Below are 18619 nucleotides of genomic sequence, written 5' to 3'. Positions count from 1 at the left end.
TTTTTACAATTTATCTTTGTGTAAGTGGGTGGGGGAAGCATGGAACAGAACACGGAGAGAAGAAGAAGGTTCGAGCTTCTGATGAAACAGGGCGAGATACCGCCTGCGCTGATTGATTCTTATTTTATGGACGGACAGATTGAGCGGGTAGAGATCAGCCGGGGCAACAAGGACTGGCATATTGTCATCGCAAAGGAAAGTCTTGTGCCGGCACAGGCGTACCGGACATTTTGTTTGAGAATGCGTGAGAAGCTGCAGCATATTGCCAAGGTCAGCTTCCTGTTCTTATATGATGAACAAACCGTCGGCAGGCAGGAGCTTGTACAGGAATATTGGGGATTGTTTCTGGAATGGGCACAGCGGGAGATTCCTTCCGTAAACGGTTGGCTTACACGCTCTACCCAAGAGCTTCAGGACAATACACTTGTGCTTAGCCTGAATGACACGATGTCCCTGGAACTGGCCCGCAAAAAAGGTATCGAAGGCGCCATTATTAAATTTTATGATAAATATTTTGGGCTTTCACTGAAGGTCAAACTGCAGATTGCTCAGGACGAGAGCACCAAAGCAGATGCCTTTGAAGAGTTCCAGCAAAAACTGCAGCAGGAGCAGCGTGAGCTCGTGGAAATGATGATGATGGCCAGCAGTGAACCGGAGGAGCCGGAGGAGGAAACCGATCCGAGTGAAGTGATCAAGCTTCAGGTTGGCTATGAAATCAAGGAGCAGGCTACACCGATTCTGCAGATACAGGATGAAGAGAAGAAAATTACGATTCAGGGTACGATTTTTGGATTGGAGAGCAAGGAGCTGCGCAACGGTAATACGCTGTTCAACTTCTTCATAACAGATTTTACAGATTCACTGCAGATGAAGATGTTCGCCAAGACCAAAGAAGATCTGAAAATTATGAGCCAGCTGGCCAACGGCAAGTGGGTTAGAGCACGCGGTAAGGTCGAGTACGACCGTTTCATGCAGATTCCTGAGCTTGTAATGATTCCTTCGGACCTGACCGAGGTAAACGCGCCGCCGGCACGCAAAGATAATGCCAAGCAAAAACGGGTTGAATTCCACCTGCACACGACCATGAGCACGATGGATGCCGTTACGCCGATTGGTGAATACATTAAAACTGCCGCCAAATGGGGCCATCCGGCCATTGCAGTAACCGATCACGGTAACGTGCAGAGTTTTCCGGAAGCCAACCATGCTGTCCATAAGCATAAAATTAAAATGCTCTACGGTGTGGAAGCCAATGTTGTCAACGATGCGGTTAATATAGTGGAAAATCCACAGCCGATGGATCTCAAAACAGCTACCTATGTCGTATTCGATATCGAGACCACTGGTCTGTCCATCACACGCAATAATATTACCGAGCTTGCTGCCATCAAAATGTGTGAAGGCAAGGAGATCGGCCGTTATACTACATTCGTTAATCCGCACGAAAAAATTCCGTACCATATCCAGCAGCTGACTAACATTACTGACGAAATGGTTAAGGATGCCCCGGATTTGGAACCGGTACTGAAGGAATTTGTCGAGTTCATAGGCGATGCTGTTCTGGTTGCCCATAATGCGCGGTTTGATATGGGCTTCATTCAGGCCTCTCTGCAGAAGCTGGGCCAGCCGGAGCTGCCGAATCCGTCACTGGATACGCTGGAGCTAGCGCGGCTGCTGTTTCCAAGCATGAAGAACCACCGTTTGAACACACTTGCGGATAAATATAAAGTGCTGCTGGAAAGCCATCACCGGGCGGTTGATGATACCATTGCGCTCGGCGGCATTTTGACCGGCCTTCTGAACGATGCCGAGAAGCTGAAGAATCTGACCCGGCTGGAGCGGCTGAACGACTATGTAGGTAATGATCTGTCCAATGTACGGCCATTCCACTGCGGAATCTATGCTCTTAATCCTACCGGCAAAAAGAACCTGTATAAGCTGATTTCCTTGAGCCATACGGAGTACTTCAAGCGTGTGCCGTGCATCCCGAAATCGAAGCTTGAGCAGTACCGCGACGGGCTGATCGTGATTTCCGGCTGTGAACGCGGGGAATTTTTTGAGACCGTGCTCAACAAGACGGTTGAGGAAGCGATGGAGGTTGCCCAGTTCTATGATGTTCTGGAAATTCAGCCGCTGACGATGTATATGCATCTTGTAGATAAAGGGTTTGTGGCAACGGCTGAGGATTTAAGGGATGTTGTGCGCAAAATCTGCGAAATCGGCGAACAGATGAACAAGCCGGTCATTGCCACGGGCAATGTTCATTATCTGGAGCCGCGCCAAAAGCTGTTCCGTGACATCACAATCCACGGAATTACCGGGTTCAGTCCGCTGAAGGATCAGGTCAAGCCGGATGCACATTTCCGGACAACGGATGAAATGCTGGCGGAGTTCGAATTCCTGGGCGCCGAAAAAGCGATGGAGGTTGTTGTCACCAACACCGTAGCGCTTGCCGAGCGGTTCGAGGAATATGATCTGTTCCCGAGCGAACTCTTTACACCGAATATTGAGGGGGCGGACGAAGAAATCCGCAGCACCTGCTATAACACGGCCAAGTCCATCTACGGTGAGGATCTCCCGGAAGTCGTGGTGGCCCGCCTGGAAAAAGAGCTTGCGCCGATTATCAAATACGGCTTCTCAGCCAACTATTTGATTTCTGAGCGGCTTGTTAAAAAGTCGAATCAGGACGGATACCTCGTAGGTTCCCGCGGCTCAGTCGGCTCGTCTGTAGTTGCAACGTTCCTCGGCATCTCTGAGGTTAACCCGCTGCCGGCGCATTACATTTGCCTGAATCCCGAATGCAAGCACAGCGAATGGTTCCTGGACGGCAGCGTGCCGAGCGGTTTTGACCTTCCGGATAAAGCCTGCCCGGACTGCGGCGGCAGGCTGAAGGGAGAGGGGCAGGATATTCCGTTTGAGACCTTCCTTGGCTTCAAAGGGGACAAGGTTCCCGATATCGACCTTAACTTCTCCGGGGAGTACCAGCCCAATGCCCATAACTTTACCAAAACGATGTTCGGCCCGGATAACGTATTCCGTGCAGGAACGATTGGTACGGTTGCGGAGAAGACAGCCTTCGGTTTCACCAAGAAATATGAGGAGCATCACCAGAAGCGCTGGCGGGGGGCCGAGCTTAACCGTCTGGCTGCCGGCTGTACAGGCGTTAAGCGCAGTACCGGCCAGCATCCCGGCGGTATTGTAGTTCTGCCGGATTATATGGAGATTGAGGATATTACACCGGTCCAGTTCCCTGCGGATGATGTATCGGCCGAATGGAAGACAACCCACTTCGACTATCACGCCTTTGATGCCAACCTGCTCAAGCTCGATATTCTGGGCCATGATGATCCGACCATGATGCGTATGCTGCAGGATCTGACCGGCGTCGATCCGACGACCATTCCGATGAATGACCCGAAGGTTATGAGCATGTTTAACTCCACAGAGGCGTTAGGTGTGCGGCCCGAACAGATCCGTACCCCTGTGGCCACTTACGGTGTACCGGAAATGGGGACCAAATTCGTCCGGCAGATGCTGATCGAATCGAAGCCGTCCAGCTTTGCCGACTTATTGCAGATATCAGGACTGTCACACGGTACCGGCGTATGGCTGGGCAATGCACAGGAACTGATCAAAAACAACACCTGCAATATTAAGACCGTAATCGGCTGTCGTGACGATATCATGCTCTATCTGATTTATAAGGCAGGTATGGATGCCAGTCTGGCCTTTAAAATTACGGAAAGCGTGCGTAAAGGAAAAGGGCTGCCGCCCGAATGGATCGAAGAGATGAAGAAATGCAAGGTACCGCAATGGTACATTGATTCCTGTCTGAAGATCCAGTACATGTTCCCTAAGGCGCATGCTGCTGCGTATGTAATCTCTGCAGTGCGGACCGCCTACTTCAAGCTGTATCATCCGATTGAATATTATGCGACCTACTTCTCGGTACGTGCTGCTGACTTTGACATCGAGCTCTGCTGCCAGGGCTATGAAGCAATCAACCGCCAGATCGGCGAGATCGAAGCCAAGGGCTTCCAGGCGCTGCCTAAGGAAAAAGCAATGCTGCCTGTGCTCGAGATGGCACTGGAGATGACGGCGCGCGGGTTCACCTTCAAGAACATCGATCTGTACCGTTCCGATGCGAACCGCTTTACGGTTGACGGCACCAGCCTGATTCCGCCGTTCTCCGCGCTTGCGGGAATCGGTGAGAATGCGGCCATCAATATTGCTGCCGCCAAGGATGCGGGAGAGTTCCTGTCGATTGAGGATTTCCAGCAGAAATCCAAAGCGAGTAAGACTGTGATTGAGCTGCTGACCGGCATGGGCTGCTTCCGGGGACTTCCGGAGAGCAACCAGCTGTCCCTGTTTTAACAGGCTCCAAATAGGGAGTCAAGGGCCAGCACTTGTCAGTGCAGATGCACTATGGTATAATTTTTTTGGTAATAATGAGATAAGTCCGTTGTGTAAAGAGTGGGGAAACCCACTCTTTATCTTTGGTATATAGCAAAAGACAAGTTCGTGGAGGTAATTTTCTTTTGAGCACACCCAAATCCAAAATTAAACAAACGGTAGAGCAGATGCTCGGGTCCTATCTCGAGGACAATGGTTTCGAACTGGTGGACGTTGAATACGTGAAGGAAGGCTCCAACTGGTTTTTGCGCATATTCGTAGACAAAGAAGGCGGCATTGATATTGATGACTGTGGTGCCATTAGCGAATATTTCAGTTCAAAACTGGATGAGAATGATCCTATCTCTGAAGCCTATTTCCTGGAGGTTTCTTCTCCTGGCGCAGAACGCCCGCTCAAGAAAGCTGCAGATGTCGCCAAAGCGGTAGGCAAGGACGTATATGTAACGGTTTATGAGCCGATTCAAGGCCTCAAAGAATTCGAAGGCCGTTTGCTCTCGTTCGAGAACGAGGAACTGCTCATCTCCGCGGGCAAAAAAGAACATGTAGTGCCGTATGCCAAAGTCGCCAGCGCGAGATTGGCCATTATTTTTTAACGTCTTGAAAGGGGGACCGGAATTTCATGAGTATGGATTTTATCGAAGCTATGAATGAACTGGAAAGGGAGAAAGGCATCAGCAAGGATGTGCTGTTTGAAGCCATCGAAGCTGCGCTGATTTCCAGCTATAAACGCAACTTCAATGCGGCGCAGAACGTGCGTGTGGACATGAACCGCAACACAGGCGTAATCAAAGTATTCGCCCGTAAGCTGGTTGTCGAGGAGGTTCTGGATACCCGGACCGAAATTTCCCTGCCGGCAGCCAGAGAGATCAACCCTCATTTCCAGCTGGAGGATGTTGCAGAGCTTGAAGTAACACCGCGCGATTTCGGCCGGATTGCGGCGCAAACCGCCAAGCAGGTTGTAACTCAGCGTATTCGTGAAGCGGAGCGCGGACTTATCTATAACGCTTTTATTGACAAGGAAGATGATATTGTTACCGGCCTTGTACAGCGTCAGGATATGCGGAATATTTATGTCGATCTTGGCAAAATCGAAGCGGTTCTGCCGCTGAGCGAGCTGATGCCGGGTGAGAAGTTCAAGCAGAGCGAGCGGATCAAGGCCTATATCACCAAAGTGGAGAATACGACCAAAGGACCGCAAATTATGCTGTCCCGCAGTCATCCGGGTCTGCTGAAGCGTCTGTTCGAGCTGGAGGTTCCTGAGATTTTTGACGGCGTTGTTGAGATTCGTTCTGTGGCCCGTGAAGCAGGCTTCCGTTCTAAGATCGCTGTATTCTCGCGTAATGAAGAGGTGGATCCGGTCGGCTCCTGCGTTGGCCCAAGAGGGACACGCGTGCAGACCATCGTTACAGAGCTTCGCGGCGAGAAGATTGATATTGTGCGTTATTCAGATGCGGTGCAGGAATATGTGGCTAATGCACTCAGCCCGTCCAAAGTGCTTGAGGTTCAAGTCTTTGAAGCTGAGAAAATGGCCCGTGTCATCGTTCCTGACTATCAATTGTCGCTGGCTATCGGCATCAAAGGGCAAAATGCCCGCCTTGCGGCCAAACTGACCGGCTGGAAAATTGATATCAAGAGCGAAACTCAAGCGGAGCAGGAATACGGCAGACCGAAAACAATTAGCGATGAAATGCATCAGGATTCCGTCTCCATTGATTAATTAAGCTGCTGACTGACGGGAGGCGATTAGAATGAAGCAAAAAAAGGTACCGCTGCGCAAATGTGTTGCCAGCCAGGAGATGATGCCCAAAAAAGAGCTGATTCGCGTGGTTCGCACACCTGAGGGCGAAGTGCTGATCGATCTGACAGGCAAGAAGTCAGGCCGGGGGGCTTACATCTGCGGTAAACTGGAATGCTTTAAACTGGCACAAAAGAACAAAGCACTTGACCGTGCGTTAAAATGTCAAGTGAGTCCTGAAATCTATGCTCAGCTAGCCAGGGATTTTGCATCCGTGGAAGAAGAGTTTTTAGCAGCAAAGGATAGTGAGGACAATGAGTAAGACACTTTCTTATTTAGGGCTTGCCATGAGAGCAGGCAAGATTGTCACCGGCGACGAGGCTGTACTTAAGGCAGTACGGTCATCGGAGGCGAAGCTGGTCGTCCTAGCAGGTGACGCTTCAGATAATACCCAAAAAAAGTTCCGTGATAAATGCGGGACCTACGATATTCCACTAGTAATCGCATTTCACCGGGATGAACTCGGTGCAAGTATTGGTAAAGACCAGCGCGTAGTGCTGGCCGTTACGGATAAAGGATTCGCGGAAATGATCTCCAGAACGCTTGGAGATACTGTCGGAGGTGGAGTTATTGACTAAAGAAGACAATAAGGATAAACTGCGCGTGTATGAATACGCGAAATCTCTGAACATGAGCAGTAAAGAAATTATTACAATTCTGAAGCGTTTGAATGTTCCTGTGAATAATCATATGAGTGTGATGGAGAATAGCTCGGTAACAAAAGTGGAGCAATTCTTTAAGGATATTAAATCAAACGCTGCAGCCAAGCGTGACACCGGCACCAGCAGCCGTCCGGCAACTACCGGAACGGTAACAGCCGAACCGCAGAGTGCTCAGAATGCCAACAAAAATCAACCGGAAAAGCAGGTAGGTATGAACAGTAACCAAAACAACAACCAATCGACGACGTCCCCAAGGCCCCAAAGCGGACAAGATTCCCGCAGAAGTACATCAGGATCAACACAGAATTCCCGCCCGCAAGGCAGCTCCACCAGCGGCAACCGTCCGCAAGGAAGCTCCACCAGCGGCAACCGCCCGCAGGGCAGCTCCACCGGCGGCAACCGCCCGCAAGGTAGCTCCACCAGCGGCAATCGTCCGCAGGGCAGCTCCACCGGCAGCAACCGTCCACAGGGCAGTTCCACCGGCGGCAACCGCCCGCAGGGTAGCTCCACCGGCGGCAGCCGTCCGCAAGGCAGCTCCACCGGCGGCAACCGTTCGCAAGGTCAAGGCAGTGCACCACGTACTGGTGACCGTCCGCAGAGCAGCGCTCCGCGCACAGACAGCCGTCCGCAAGGACAAGGCGGCGGTGATTTCTCCCGCGGCGGAGACAGAGGTCCAAAGAAGAACACTTCCGGCGGCAGACCGAACAACAACGGCAGCCAGAAGCGCTTTGAAGACGGTAAAGGCGGCGGCAATTTCCGCAACAACCGCGGCGGCAAGAATAGCCGCGGCGGCAGAAACCAGCCGGTCGTACACCGTGAGAAGATTGACAATACACCGAAGAAGATTATTGTCCGCGGTAATATGACGGTCGGTGAAACAGCCAAGCTGCTGCATAAGGATGCTTCTGAAGTGATCAAGAAGCTGATTCTGATGGGCGTTATGGCGACCATTAACCAGGAGCTTGATATCGACACCATCCTGCTTCTGTCGGGTGAATTCGGCGTAGAAGTAGAAGTGAAGATCCCTGTGGACGAAGACAGCTTCGAAACCGTGGAAGAGAACGATTCCGAAGAGGATCTGCAGACCCGTCCTCCGGTTGTTACGATCATGGGTCATGTTGACCATGGTAAAACAACATTGCTGGATGCGATCCGTTCAACGAACGTAACCGGCGGCGAAGCCGGCGGGATTACGCAGCACATCGGTGCGTACCAGGTCGAAATCAACCACAAGAAAATTACGTTCCTGGATACTCCGGGTCACGAAGCGTTTACCGCCATGCGTGCCCGCGGTGCACAGGTCACGGATATGACCATTATCGTTGTAGCTGCTGATGACGGTGTTATGCCGCAGACGGTAGAAGCGATTAACCACGCCAAGGCTGCTGGACTTCCGATCATTGTTGCAGTTAACAAGATCGACAAGCCGGGTGCTGATCCGGACCGTGTTAAGCAGGAGCTTACCAATTATGAGCTGGTACCGGAAGAGTGGGGCGGAGACACCATCTTCGTCAACCTGTCCGCCAAACAGCGCATTAACCTGGAAGAGCTGCTGGAAATGATCTTGCTCGTAGCGGAAGTTAACGAGTACAAAGCGAACCCGGACAAACGGGCACGCGGTACAGTAATAGAAGCCGAGCTTGATAAGAACCGCGGACCGGTTGCCCGTATTCTCGTTCAGAACGGTACACTGAAGGTCGGAGACGCTTTTGTAGCGGGTAACTGCTTCGGCCGTGTCCGCGCCATGGTGAATGACAAGGGACGCAAAATCAAGGAAGCGGGCCCTTCCACTCCGGTGGAAATTACCGGTCTGACTGAAGTGCCGCAGGCGGGCGATCCGTTCATGGCCTTCGAAGACGAGCGCAAAGCCCGTGCAATCGCCGACAGACGCTCCACAACCCAGCGCCAGTCCGAGCTGAACACCAATACCCGTGTTACACTGGATGACCTGTTCAAGCACATCAAGGATGGCGAGATCAAAGACCTGAACGTAATCATCAAAGGTGACGTACAAGGTTCGGTAGAGGCGCTCAAGAGCTCCCTGGCGAAGATCGAGGTTGAAGGCGTTCGCGTGAAGATTATTCACAGCGGTGCAGGTGCGATTACGGAATCCGATATTACACTCGCGGCAGCATCAAATGCGATCGTAATCGGCTTTAACGTTCGTCCGGACGCTCAGACCAAAGCTGCTGCAGAGCAGGAGAAGGTTGATGTGCGTCTGCACAACATCATTTACAACGTAATTGAAGAAATCGAAAGTGCCATGAAGGGCATGCTCGATCCGGTCTTCAAAGAAAATATCATCGGTCATGCCGAAGTGCGCAACGTCTTCAAAATCAGCAAAGTGGGCAGTGTTGCAGGTTGTATGGTTACAGACGGCAAAATTACCCGCAATGCCGAGCTGCGCCTGATCCGCAGCGGAATCGTTGTCTTCGAAGGCAAGATCGATACCTTGAAGCGCTTCAAGGATGATGCAAAAGAAGTGGCGCAGGGTTATGAATGCGGCATAACTTTGGAACGCTATAATGACCTCCAAGAGGGGGACATTATCGAAGCGTTCATCATGGAAAAGGTAGAGCGCTAAGCGAAGAGGTGAATACAGATGTCTAAAATCAGAGCCGGACGGGTTGGCGAGCAGATCAAGAAAGAGCTGAGCCAGCTCATCCAGAGCGGATTGAAAGACCCGCGCATTGGTTTCGTTACCGTAACCGGGGTAGACGTAACGAACGATCTATCTCAGGCCAAAGTATACCTGAGCGTGTTCGGGGATGCGGAGCAGCAGTCAGGGTCACTCAAAGCGATTGAGAAAGCCAACGGCTTTCTCCGTTCTGAGCTTGGCAAGGCGATCCGCCTGCGTCATACGCCTGAGCTGATCTTCAAAATTGATGAATCCGTTGCATACGGAAGTCATATTGAGAAGCTGCTGGGCGAGATCAAGCACGAAGAAAGCTAGGAAACATAAAGGAGACGGCGAATGCAGAGCTATGAACAAAGTCTCCAGCAGACCCGTAAGTTTCTGCTGGAACACGACGATTATCTTGTAGTGTCGCATGTTCAGCCGGACGGAGATGCAGTCAGCTCCACCCTCGCGGTGGGCTGGCTTCTCTCATGTCTGGGCAAAAAATATACTATGCTGAATGAAGGTCCAATTCCGCAGCGGATGGAATACTTATGGCATGCCGGTGAAATTATCAATTTGGCGGAACGTGAGCTGCAGCGCCAATACAGCAATGTAATTTGCGTCGATTGTGCTGATTTTCAGCGTGTGGGGCTAACCCAGCGATATTTTGCCAGTGATGCGCTCATCGTGAATATTGACCATCATCCTACCAATAACGGTTATGGTTTCGTGACGCTCATTAAGCCGGATGCTGCTGCGACTGCGGAAATTTTGTTCGACCTGCTGAAGACGTTTCAGGTGGAATGGAGCCTCGATATTGCCACGGCGCTTTATACGGGACTGCTGACGGATACCGGCGGATTCCGCTATTCCAATACCTCACCCAAAGTGATGGCGGCGGTCTCTGAACTGCTGGCAATGGGCGTTAACGGTCCGGAACTGGCGGAGAACCTGCTGGAGGAAATGACCCTGCCTCAGGTGAAAGTGCTGAACCGTGCATTGAATACACTACAGCTGTCCCCCGAAGGTGACATTGCCTGGGTGCATGTAACGCCGCAGGATATGCTTGACTGTGGCGCAGCCAATGAAGATTTGGAAGGTATAGTGAATTATCCCCGCAATATCCGCGGGGTTGAGGTTGGTCTTCTTTTCAAGGTGATCAATGAGCATGCTGTGAAAGTAAGCTTACGCTCAGCCGGCAAAGTTGATGTCGCAGCACTTGCGCAAGTATTCGGTGGCGGGGGTCATACCCGTGCTGCTGGTGCCCGTCTTGAGGCAACACTGGAACAGGCTATTCCGCTGGTGCTTGAGGAGGTCAGACGTCATTTATGAGTGAACTCACAGGTGTTTTGGCGGTCTATAAGCCTGCAGGATACACTTCACATGACGTTGTAGCCAAAGCCCGGAGAATTCTCGGTATGAAACGGATTGGTCATACGGGTACACTTGATCCTCAGGTGACCGGAGTGCTTCCGCTTTGTCTTGGACGGGCTACCCGGGTGGTGGAATATATCCAGGAGCTGCCCAAGGAATATGTTGCGACCCTCAGACTCGGCTTATCCAGTGATACAGAAGATATGACTGGTACGATTACGGAGACGGTGGATGAAGTTCATGTTACCGAAGCCGAAGTGCTTGAGGTGCTGAACTCGTTCAAAGGAGTGATCTCCCAGGTTCCACCAATGTATTCGGCGGTCAAGGTTGACGGTAAGCGTCTTTATGAGCTGGCCCGAGAAGGCAAAACAGTCGAACGCAAAAGCCGTGAAGTGGAGATCTATGAAATTGAAATGACGGATATGGTCTGGAACGGCAATCATCCTGATATTACTTTCCGTGTATTGTGTTCGAAGGGCACTTATATCCGTACACTATGTGTGGATATTGGCCGTGCGCTTGGACTTCCCGGTGTAATGGTCGAGCTTACGCGTACGATGTCTGCCGGGATTTCTGCCAGCCATTGCCTGACCCTCGAGCAGATTGCTGAACATAAGGAAGCAGGCACACTTGAGCAGCATTTGATTGCGGCAGACGAGGCCATATCCCATTTGCCGCGGCACTCCGTGATCGATGAGAAGAAGAAGGCTGCCATGCAGGGTCAACGTCTTTCGATCCGGTATGTGGCACCCGAAGTGAAGCAGGGCGGTGACTTCCGGCTTTACGATCTTCAGGGAGAATTCCTGGGTATTTACAAGCTGGAAGATACGGGGGCTATTGCACCTGTTAAAGTCTTCGCACAAGGTTAATTTATTTATTTCATTTGTGAATTGTAGGTGAGAAACAGCGTGAGAACCGTAACCTTAAGCTATCCAATGCCGCCGGAGACAGCAGCCGAGTGGGCACAGCCCCAAGTAGCTGCACTGGGCCAGTTTGACGGACTGCACCGCGGACATGCCAGCGTCATTACATCCGCTGTAGCTCTGGCCCGGAGACAAGGTGTACCGGCTGCAGTGATGACCTTTCATCCTCATCCCAAGGATGTCATGGGCAAAGGCGACTATGATGGATATTTGACCCCGCCGAAGGATAAGCAGGAGCTTCTGTCTGGTATGGGTGTCGATATTTTGTATATAATTGATTTTAATGAGCAGCTTTCCCGGGTCAGCCCGCAGGATTTTGTCTCCATTATGCTGCTGCCCCTGCAGATTATAACTGCAGTAGTCGGGTTTGATTTCCGCTTCGGTTACCTGGGCGAAGGCGATTCGGACATGCTCCGTGAGCTGGGGCTTGGGGCAATGAGTGTGGAGACGGTTCCTCCGTTCCTTCTTGATGGAGAGAAGGTAAGCAGCTCCGGAATCCGTAAGAGCTTGCAAAGCGGTGATCTGGCCCTTGCGAATAGCTGGTTTGGACGCTGTTATCATCTGCGCGGAATCGTCGGACATGGTGAGAAGCGCGGGCGCACCATCGGGTTCCCCACCGCCAATCTTCAACTGGAAGACCGGTATGTCATCCCGGCCAAGGGAGTCTATGCAGTGAAGGTCTTCTTTAAGGAAGAAGTTTTGTATGGGGTAATGAACGTTGGGGTTAAGCCCACATTCCATGATGGGATGGTGGCACCGAGTTTTGAAGTGCACCTGTTTGATTTTGCCGCAGATATCTATGGACAGGAGCTTAAAGTAGAACTTGAGGGCTTTATCCGTCCTGAACGGAAATTCGAGTCCATTGATGCCCTGATCTCGCAAATCTCCAAGGATGCTGAGACAGCCAAAGCGCTGCTGGGATATCCTTCATAATCTTCTTTGGACATGCGTTTACTTTTGTCTTCGAAGATGCTATACTGATTAACGTTGCTGGAATGACAGCATCATAACCTTAGCTTGGTTGCACGTTCTCACCGACGGCGACGAGGCTACTGGCGATTATAATGAAGGAGGTGAACAGGATGGCATTGACTCAAGAACGTAAACACCAATTGATCGACGAGCACAAAACTCATGAATCCGATACCGGATCCCCTGAGGTGCAAGTTGCTATCCTTACGGAGAACATCGTTAATTTGACTGACCACTTGCGTACGCACAAGAAAGATCATCATTCCCGTCGCGGACTGCTCAAGATGGTTGGACAACGTCGTAAACTGCTGGCGTATTTGAAGAACAAAGACATCAGACGTTACAGCGCCCTGATCGAGAAACTGGGATTGCGTCGTTAATTTCCCATAAGAGTAACCTTAAAGCAGCCTGGTTGTATACCGTATGTCCTTCTTACGATCGACAGCGGGACAGCCGGGTTGCTTTTTGAAAATTTAGGGAAAACTTTTACAGAGGCAAATGGATATGATTCGCACAAACGGCTATTTCACCTCTTTTGAGAGGACAAGCCGTTTTTGCTTGTAGAACATACAGAACCGGACCGTGATCTGATAACCTCGGGCAGGCTTTCGGTTCATGAAGAGCTACGCTACAGCCTGCGGTTCGATAGCGGGCTTACTACTATTCAAGGAGGGGTTTTATGGAACAACGTGTAGAAATGCAGCTTGGCGGAAGACGCCTGGTGCTGGAGACCGGCCGCCTTGCCAAACAGGCAAATGCCGCTGTTATGGTACGCTACGGAGATACTGCAGTATTGTGTACGGTTACAGCTTCCAGTGAACCTAAAGATCTGGATTTTTTCCCGCTTACGGTTAACTATGAAGAAAGATTATATGCAGTAGGTAAAATCCCTGGCGGATTTATCAAGCGGGAAGGCAGACCGAGTGAGAAAGCAATTCTGTCCAGCCGCCTGACCGACCGTCCAATTCGTCCATTGTTTCCGGAAGGCTTCCGTAACGATGTTCAGGTACTGAACATGGTCATGAGTGTGGACCAGGATTGTGCCCCGGATATCGCGGCTATGATTGGTACGTCTGCTGCCCTGAGCATCTCCGATGTGCCGTTTGACGGGCCGATCGGCGGAGTGGCGGTTGGACGAGTCAACGGCGAATTCGTCATCAATCCGGACGTTGCCCAGCAGGAAGCCAGCGACATTTATGTCGTGGTTGCCGGAACGAAAGATGCCATCATGATGGTTGAAGCGGAAGCGAACGAAGTGCCGGAGGACGTGATGCTGGAAGCAATCATGTTCGGACACGAAGAAATCCGCAAGATCGTAGCAGTGATTGAAGAGCTGGTAGCCGTTGCCGGTAAAGAAAAAATGGCTGTAAAGCTGCACGCGGTAAATGCTGACGTGAACACAGAGGTTCGTGCTTATGCGCAGAGTCGTCTGGTAGAAGCTGTCAAGATTGCCGAGAAGCATGCACGCCAGGATGCTATCGATCTGATCAACAGTGAAACGGTGGAGTATTTCGTTGAGAAATACATAGAGACACCAGAGCTTCTGAAAGACGTGAAGGAAGTACTGCATGACATCGTTAAGGATGAAGTGCGCCGCCTGATTACGCATGACAAGGTGCGTCCGGATGGCCGTAAGCTGGATGAAATCCGTCCGATTGAATGTGATACCGCACTCCTGCCGCGTACGCACGGCTCCGGACTATTTACCCGCGGGCAAACACAAATTCTCAGCGTTTGTACACTTGGTGCGCTTGGTGATGTGCAAATTCTGGACGGTATCGATCCGACTGAAACCAAACGTTTCATGCATCATTACAACTTTCCGCCGTTCAGCGTAGGGGAAGCCCGCCCGCTTAGAGCACCGGGACGCCGCGAAATCGGCCACGGGGCACTGGGTGAACGCGCTCTTTCCAAAGTTATTCCTAGTGAAACTGAATTCCCGTACACGATCCGTCTGGTCTCGGAAGCGATTGAATCTAACGGTTCGACTTCCCAGGCAAGTATCTGCGCCAGTATCCTGGCAATGATGGATGCAGGGGTACCTATCAAGGCACCTGTAGCCGGCGTAGCTATGGGTCTGATCAAAGACGGAGAGCATGTCTCCATTCTGACAGACATCCAGGGTATGGAAGATCATCTGGGTGATATGGACTTTAAGGTAGCGGGAACTGCAGAAGGTGTAACCGCAATTCAGATGGATATCAAGATTGCCGGGATTGACCGCAAGATTCTGAAGGAAGCGTTGGAGCAAGCCAGAGAAGGACGTTTGTTCATCCTCGGCAAAATGATGGAAGCTATCTCTGAGCCAAGACCTAGCCTGTCCCAATATGCGCCTAAGATCATTATTATCAACATCAATCCGGACAAAATCCGTGATGTTATTGGTGCCGGCGGTAAGATCATCAACAAGATCATTGAGGAAACCGGCGTAAAGATCGACATCGAGCAGGATGGACGCGTATTTATCGGCTCTTCCGACGAAGCCATGATCCAAAAAGCCCGTGGCATCATCGAAGGCATTGTGAAGGAAGTCCAAGTTGGTGAAATCTATGTAGGTACGGTTCGCCGCATCGAGAAGTTCGGTGCTTTCGTTGAACTGATTCCCGGCAAAGACGGGCTGGTACACATCTCCCAGCTGTCCACAGAGCGCGTAGCGAAAGTAGAAGATGTTGTGGCCATCGGCGATACGATTACTGTAAAAGTAACCGAAATTGACCAGCAGGGCCGCGTCAACTTGTCGCGCAAAGCGGTATTGACTTCGGAAGCCGGAGCGAAAGCGTAAGTTACGCATTGCTTTTTGCAGCAGGCTTTGTGGATATTTTTAAGAAGAGACAGAAGCAATTGCGTCTGGCTCTTTTTTTAAATAGGTTATATTCTCAGATTATTTGCAGAAACGGATTTTCTTCCCGGTCAGGGCGGTAATTCCGTTTCTTTTTGGCGTGCTTAAGCCGGGTAAGAAGCATATTTTACTCCTGTCATTCATAGTCTGGGACAAAGAGTCCTGTACGAACTGTGCGCGGGGAGGAAAATCGTCATGAAGACGGACAAAGCGGCACTTGTACTGGCCTGTATTGCTGTTGTAATCGGTATTGGCAGTACATACAGACCCGTGAAGGAAATGCTGGCCCAGCTTAAGCCTGAGGATGGACTGGCAGTAATGGCTAATCATCCCAAGGAACAAAATGAGGAGCTGCGTTTACTGGTTCAGAGCGAGGCAGCCAAGTTGAATGCAGCCCCTGTAGATGCCACTGTAGACCGTATTTGGAAGGCCATTCCGGGTTATAACGGGCTCGAGGTAGATGAAGAAGCAACGTATCGAAATGCACTGCTGACAGGTCCTGGTGACGGCCTTAAGCTGGTTTACCGCCAAATCCGGCCTAAGGTCTCCTTAAATGATCTCGGGGCGTATCCGATCTACCGGGGCAATCCGGCCAAACCCATGGTCTCGCTGATGATTAATGTGGCCTGGGGCAATCAGTATATTGAACCGATGCTGGACATTCTGGATGAGGAGAAGGTGAAGGTGACCTTTTTTCTCGATGGAAGCTGGCTCAGTAAAAATAAAGAACTGGCTGCAGAGATGCTGAAGCGTGGTCATGAAATGGAGAATCATGCGTACACTCATCCGAATATGAGTACATTAAGCCGGGCGCGGGCGACTGCGGAAATCCAGAAGACTCAAATCCTCCTCAAGGAGAGCCTGGGAGTGACGAATCAGTGGTTCGCTCCCCCTTCAGGCGATTTTGATCAGGAAACGGTGGACATAGCTGCATCCTTGGGGCTGAAAACAGTGCTGTGGACGCTGGATACAGTCGATTGGAGGAATCCTTCCCCGGAATCTGTAATTGCTAAGATAAGTGCCAAGACTGAGCCAGGAACGCTGATACTGATGCATCCGACGGCATCTTCCTCCAAGGCACTGAAGGGCATGATACGGGCGATCAGAGCAAAAGATCTGCAGCTTGGAACAGTCAGCCAGACGTTGTCGGCGGAGCGGCTGATGCCCACCGAAGTTGAGTGAGTCGTTAATTTCTGGTAGGATTAGAGTCGCGCTTAATAAATCTACAGGACAGAAACAAGGCTGTGCCAGGAGGACTTAGAATTGGAAAAAATCGTATTATCAAACGGCCTGCGAGTGGTGACAGAGAAAATTCCCACCGGCCGATCCGTCTCCTTTGGAATCTGGGTCAAAACGGGCTCCCGCAATGAGAACCCCTTGAATAACGGGATTTCTCATTTTATTGAACATATGCTGTTTAAGGGCACTGACCGCTTCAGCGCCAAGGATATTGCCGAGCAGTTTGATGCGATTGGCGGCAACGTCAATGCATTCACCTCGAAGGAATATACATGCTATTACGCAAAAGTGCTCGATGAGCATCTCCCGATTGCAGTGGATGTGCTCTCCGATATGTTCTTCCGTTCACGCATGGACGCCGAAGAATTGGCGAAGGAGAAGAATGTTATCCTCGAGGAGATCTCCATGTGCGAGGATACGCCGGATGATCTGGTCCATGACCTGATGTGCGCAGCCGCTTACGGGGAACACCCGCTGGCTTATTCGATTCTTGGCCTTAAGGAACGCCTGCTGGCAATGACCCCTGATGATCTGCGTGCCTATATGAAGGCTCAGTATACTATTGAAAATACGGTGATCAGCGTAGCGGGCAACATTGATGATAATCTTACCGGACTATTGGAGCGCCATTTTGGTTCTTTTGACAATCACGGTGAGGCTGCTGCGCTGACAGCACCTGAATTCCATGGCGAGCTGCTGTTCCACCGTAAAAAAACGGAGCAGAACCACATCTGCATTTCCCTGCCAGGTGTTCAGAGCGGCGGACCGCTGCAATATCCGATGGTGCTCTTAAACAACGCTATTGGCGGTGGCATGAGCTCACGCCTGTTCCAGGAGATCCGGGAGAAGCGCGGACTGGCCTACTCCGTGTATTCTTATCATAGCTCCCAGGTGGACAGCGGCCTGTTCACCGTATATGCGGGGACAGCGCCGAAGCAGACCAAAGAGGTTACGGTGCTGATTAAGGAAATGATGCATGAGCTTGCTGTAAAGGGCATCAGTGAAGATGAGCTGAGAAAAGGCAAGGAGCAGCTCAAAGGCAGTCTGATCCTAAGCCTGGAGAGTACCAGCAGCCGGATGAACCGGATCGGTAAAAACGAGCTGATGCTGGGAAGACATGATACACTGGATGACATGATTGATAAAATCGGGCGTGTAACGATGGATGATGTGAACCAGCTGCTGGACCAAATGTTTGCTGAACCTCTCGCACTGGCGATGGTCGGCTCCACAGATAAAGCGATTGCCAATGTTAGGAGAGATGATCTTGTCTTATTACGTTCAAATTAACAAGCTTCCGGGAAATGAGGATGTGCTGCTGCCGCGCAAAATGTCGGAGCAGGCCTCCGGATACGATTTGTATGCCTCTGTAGCCGAGCAGGTGGTGCTTGCTCCGGGTGAGCGTGCGCTGATCCCTACAGGAATCGCCCTGGCGATGCCGGACGGGCTGGAGGCGCAAATCCGCCCGCGCAGCGGCCTGGCCTTTAAGCATGGCATTACCTGCCTGAACACACCAGGCACCATTGATGCTGATTACCGCGGTGAAATCAAGGTGCTGCTGATTAACCTGGGTCAGGAGCCCTTTGCGATTGCCCGCAATGAGCGGATTGCCCAGATGGTCTTCCAGGCTGTTCCCGCTGTGACACTGGTCGAAGTTGAAGAGCTGTCTGAAACCGAACGCGGTGCCGGCGGCTTTGGTCATACAGGGAAGTAAAGTATTCTAAATTTCTATACTAAAAGCTTGCGGATAATCCGCCCCTTGCCGGGCGCAATCCGCAAGCT

General features: G+C 51.2%; 15 protein-coding genes. All 15 read left to right on the top strand.

What is annotated here, in order from left to right:
* The first annotated feature begins 39 nt into the window (after nucleotides 1–39).
* Entirely contained in the window at nucleotides 40–4374 is a 4335-nt protein-coding gene (locus JRJ22_RS16510; protein WP_206100566.1) for a PolC-type DNA polymerase III, read from the top strand.
* Nucleotides 4375–4538: 164 nt separating this feature from the next.
* On the top strand, nucleotides 4539–5006 hold the full coding sequence (gene rimP, locus JRJ22_RS16505; RefSeq protein WP_206100565.1) for a ribosome maturation factor RimP: 468 nt from the start codon (nucleotides 4539–4541) through the stop codon (nucleotides 5004–5006).
* Between the two features lie 26 nt (nucleotides 5007–5032).
* Nucleotides 5033–6130, top strand: a complete 1098-nt coding sequence (gene nusA, locus JRJ22_RS16500; protein WP_206100564.1) for a transcription termination factor NusA — start codon at nucleotides 5033–5035, stop codon at nucleotides 6128–6130.
* Nucleotides 6131–6161: 31 nt separating this feature from the next.
* Complete coding sequence (gene rnpM / locus JRJ22_RS16495) at nucleotides 6162–6470, top strand: RNase P modulator RnpM (RefSeq protein WP_054941045.1); 309 nt, start codon at nucleotides 6162–6164, stop codon at nucleotides 6468–6470.
* Nucleotides 6463–6786 (top strand): YlxQ family RNA-binding protein, encoded by a 324-nt coding sequence (locus tag JRJ22_RS16490; RefSeq protein WP_036724725.1) that lies wholly within the window; start codon nucleotides 6463–6465, stop codon nucleotides 6784–6786. Before rnpM ends, JRJ22_RS16490 begins: the two co-directional genes overlap by 8 nt.
* Nucleotides 6779–9454, top strand: a complete 2676-nt coding sequence (gene infB, locus JRJ22_RS16485; RefSeq protein ID WP_206100563.1) for a translation initiation factor IF-2 — start codon at nucleotides 6779–6781, stop codon at nucleotides 9452–9454. Before JRJ22_RS16490 ends, infB begins: the two co-directional genes overlap by 8 nt.
* Nucleotides 9455–9472: 18 nt before the next feature.
* Nucleotides 9473–9823, top strand: coding sequence for a 30S ribosome-binding factor RbfA (gene rbfA, locus JRJ22_RS16480; RefSeq protein ID WP_054941043.1), 351 nt, complete (start codon nucleotides 9473–9475; stop codon nucleotides 9821–9823).
* A gap of 21 nt (nucleotides 9824–9844) precedes the next feature.
* Nucleotides 9845–10822 (top strand): DHH family phosphoesterase, encoded by a 978-nt coding sequence (locus JRJ22_RS16475; RefSeq protein WP_206100562.1) that lies wholly within the window; start codon nucleotides 9845–9847, stop codon nucleotides 10820–10822.
* Nucleotides 10819–11733: a tRNA pseudouridine(55) synthase TruB gene (gene truB, locus JRJ22_RS16470; RefSeq protein ID WP_206100561.1), complete on the top strand. Its 915-nt coding sequence runs from the start codon at nucleotides 10819–10821 to the stop codon at nucleotides 11731–11733. The genes JRJ22_RS16475 and truB overlap by 4 nt, the downstream gene beginning before the upstream one ends.
* A gap of 39 nt (nucleotides 11734–11772) precedes the next feature.
* Nucleotides 11773–12720, top strand: coding sequence for a bifunctional riboflavin kinase/FAD synthetase (locus JRJ22_RS16465; RefSeq protein WP_206100560.1), 948 nt, complete (start codon nucleotides 11773–11775; stop codon nucleotides 12718–12720).
* A 149-nt stretch (nucleotides 12721–12869) separates the two neighbouring features.
* Nucleotides 12870–13139 (top strand): 30S ribosomal protein S15, encoded by a 270-nt coding sequence (gene rpsO / locus JRJ22_RS16460; RefSeq protein ID WP_019910460.1) that lies wholly within the window; start codon nucleotides 12870–12872, stop codon nucleotides 13137–13139.
* A 299-nt stretch (nucleotides 13140–13438) separates the two neighbouring features.
* Nucleotides 13439–15541 (top strand): polyribonucleotide nucleotidyltransferase, encoded by a 2103-nt coding sequence (gene pnp / locus JRJ22_RS16455; protein ID WP_206100559.1) that lies wholly within the window; start codon nucleotides 13439–13441, stop codon nucleotides 15539–15541.
* Nucleotides 15542–15793: 252 nt separating this feature from the next.
* On the top strand, nucleotides 15794–16780 hold the full coding sequence (locus JRJ22_RS16450; RefSeq protein ID WP_206100558.1) for a polysaccharide deacetylase family protein: 987 nt from the start codon (nucleotides 15794–15796) through the stop codon (nucleotides 16778–16780).
* An 81-nt stretch (nucleotides 16781–16861) separates the two neighbouring features.
* Complete coding sequence (locus JRJ22_RS16445; protein ID WP_206100557.1) at nucleotides 16862–18127, top strand: M16 family metallopeptidase; 1266 nt, start codon at nucleotides 16862–16864, stop codon at nucleotides 18125–18127.
* The gene (gene dut / locus JRJ22_RS16440) at nucleotides 18105–18551 is read left to right on the top strand and encodes a dUTP diphosphatase (protein WP_206100556.1); all 447 of its coding nucleotides are present in this window, start codon (nucleotides 18105–18107) and stop codon (nucleotides 18549–18551) included. The genes JRJ22_RS16445 and dut overlap by 23 nt, the downstream gene beginning before the upstream one ends.
* Nucleotides 18552–18619: the final 68 nt, after the last annotated feature.

The organism is Paenibacillus tianjinensis, from assembly GCF_017086365.1.
GTDB classification, from domain to species: domain Bacteria; phylum Bacillota; class Bacilli; order Paenibacillales; family Paenibacillaceae; genus Paenibacillus_AQ; species Paenibacillus_AQ tianjinensis.
This window is presented reverse-complemented; position numbering and strand designations above follow the sequence as displayed.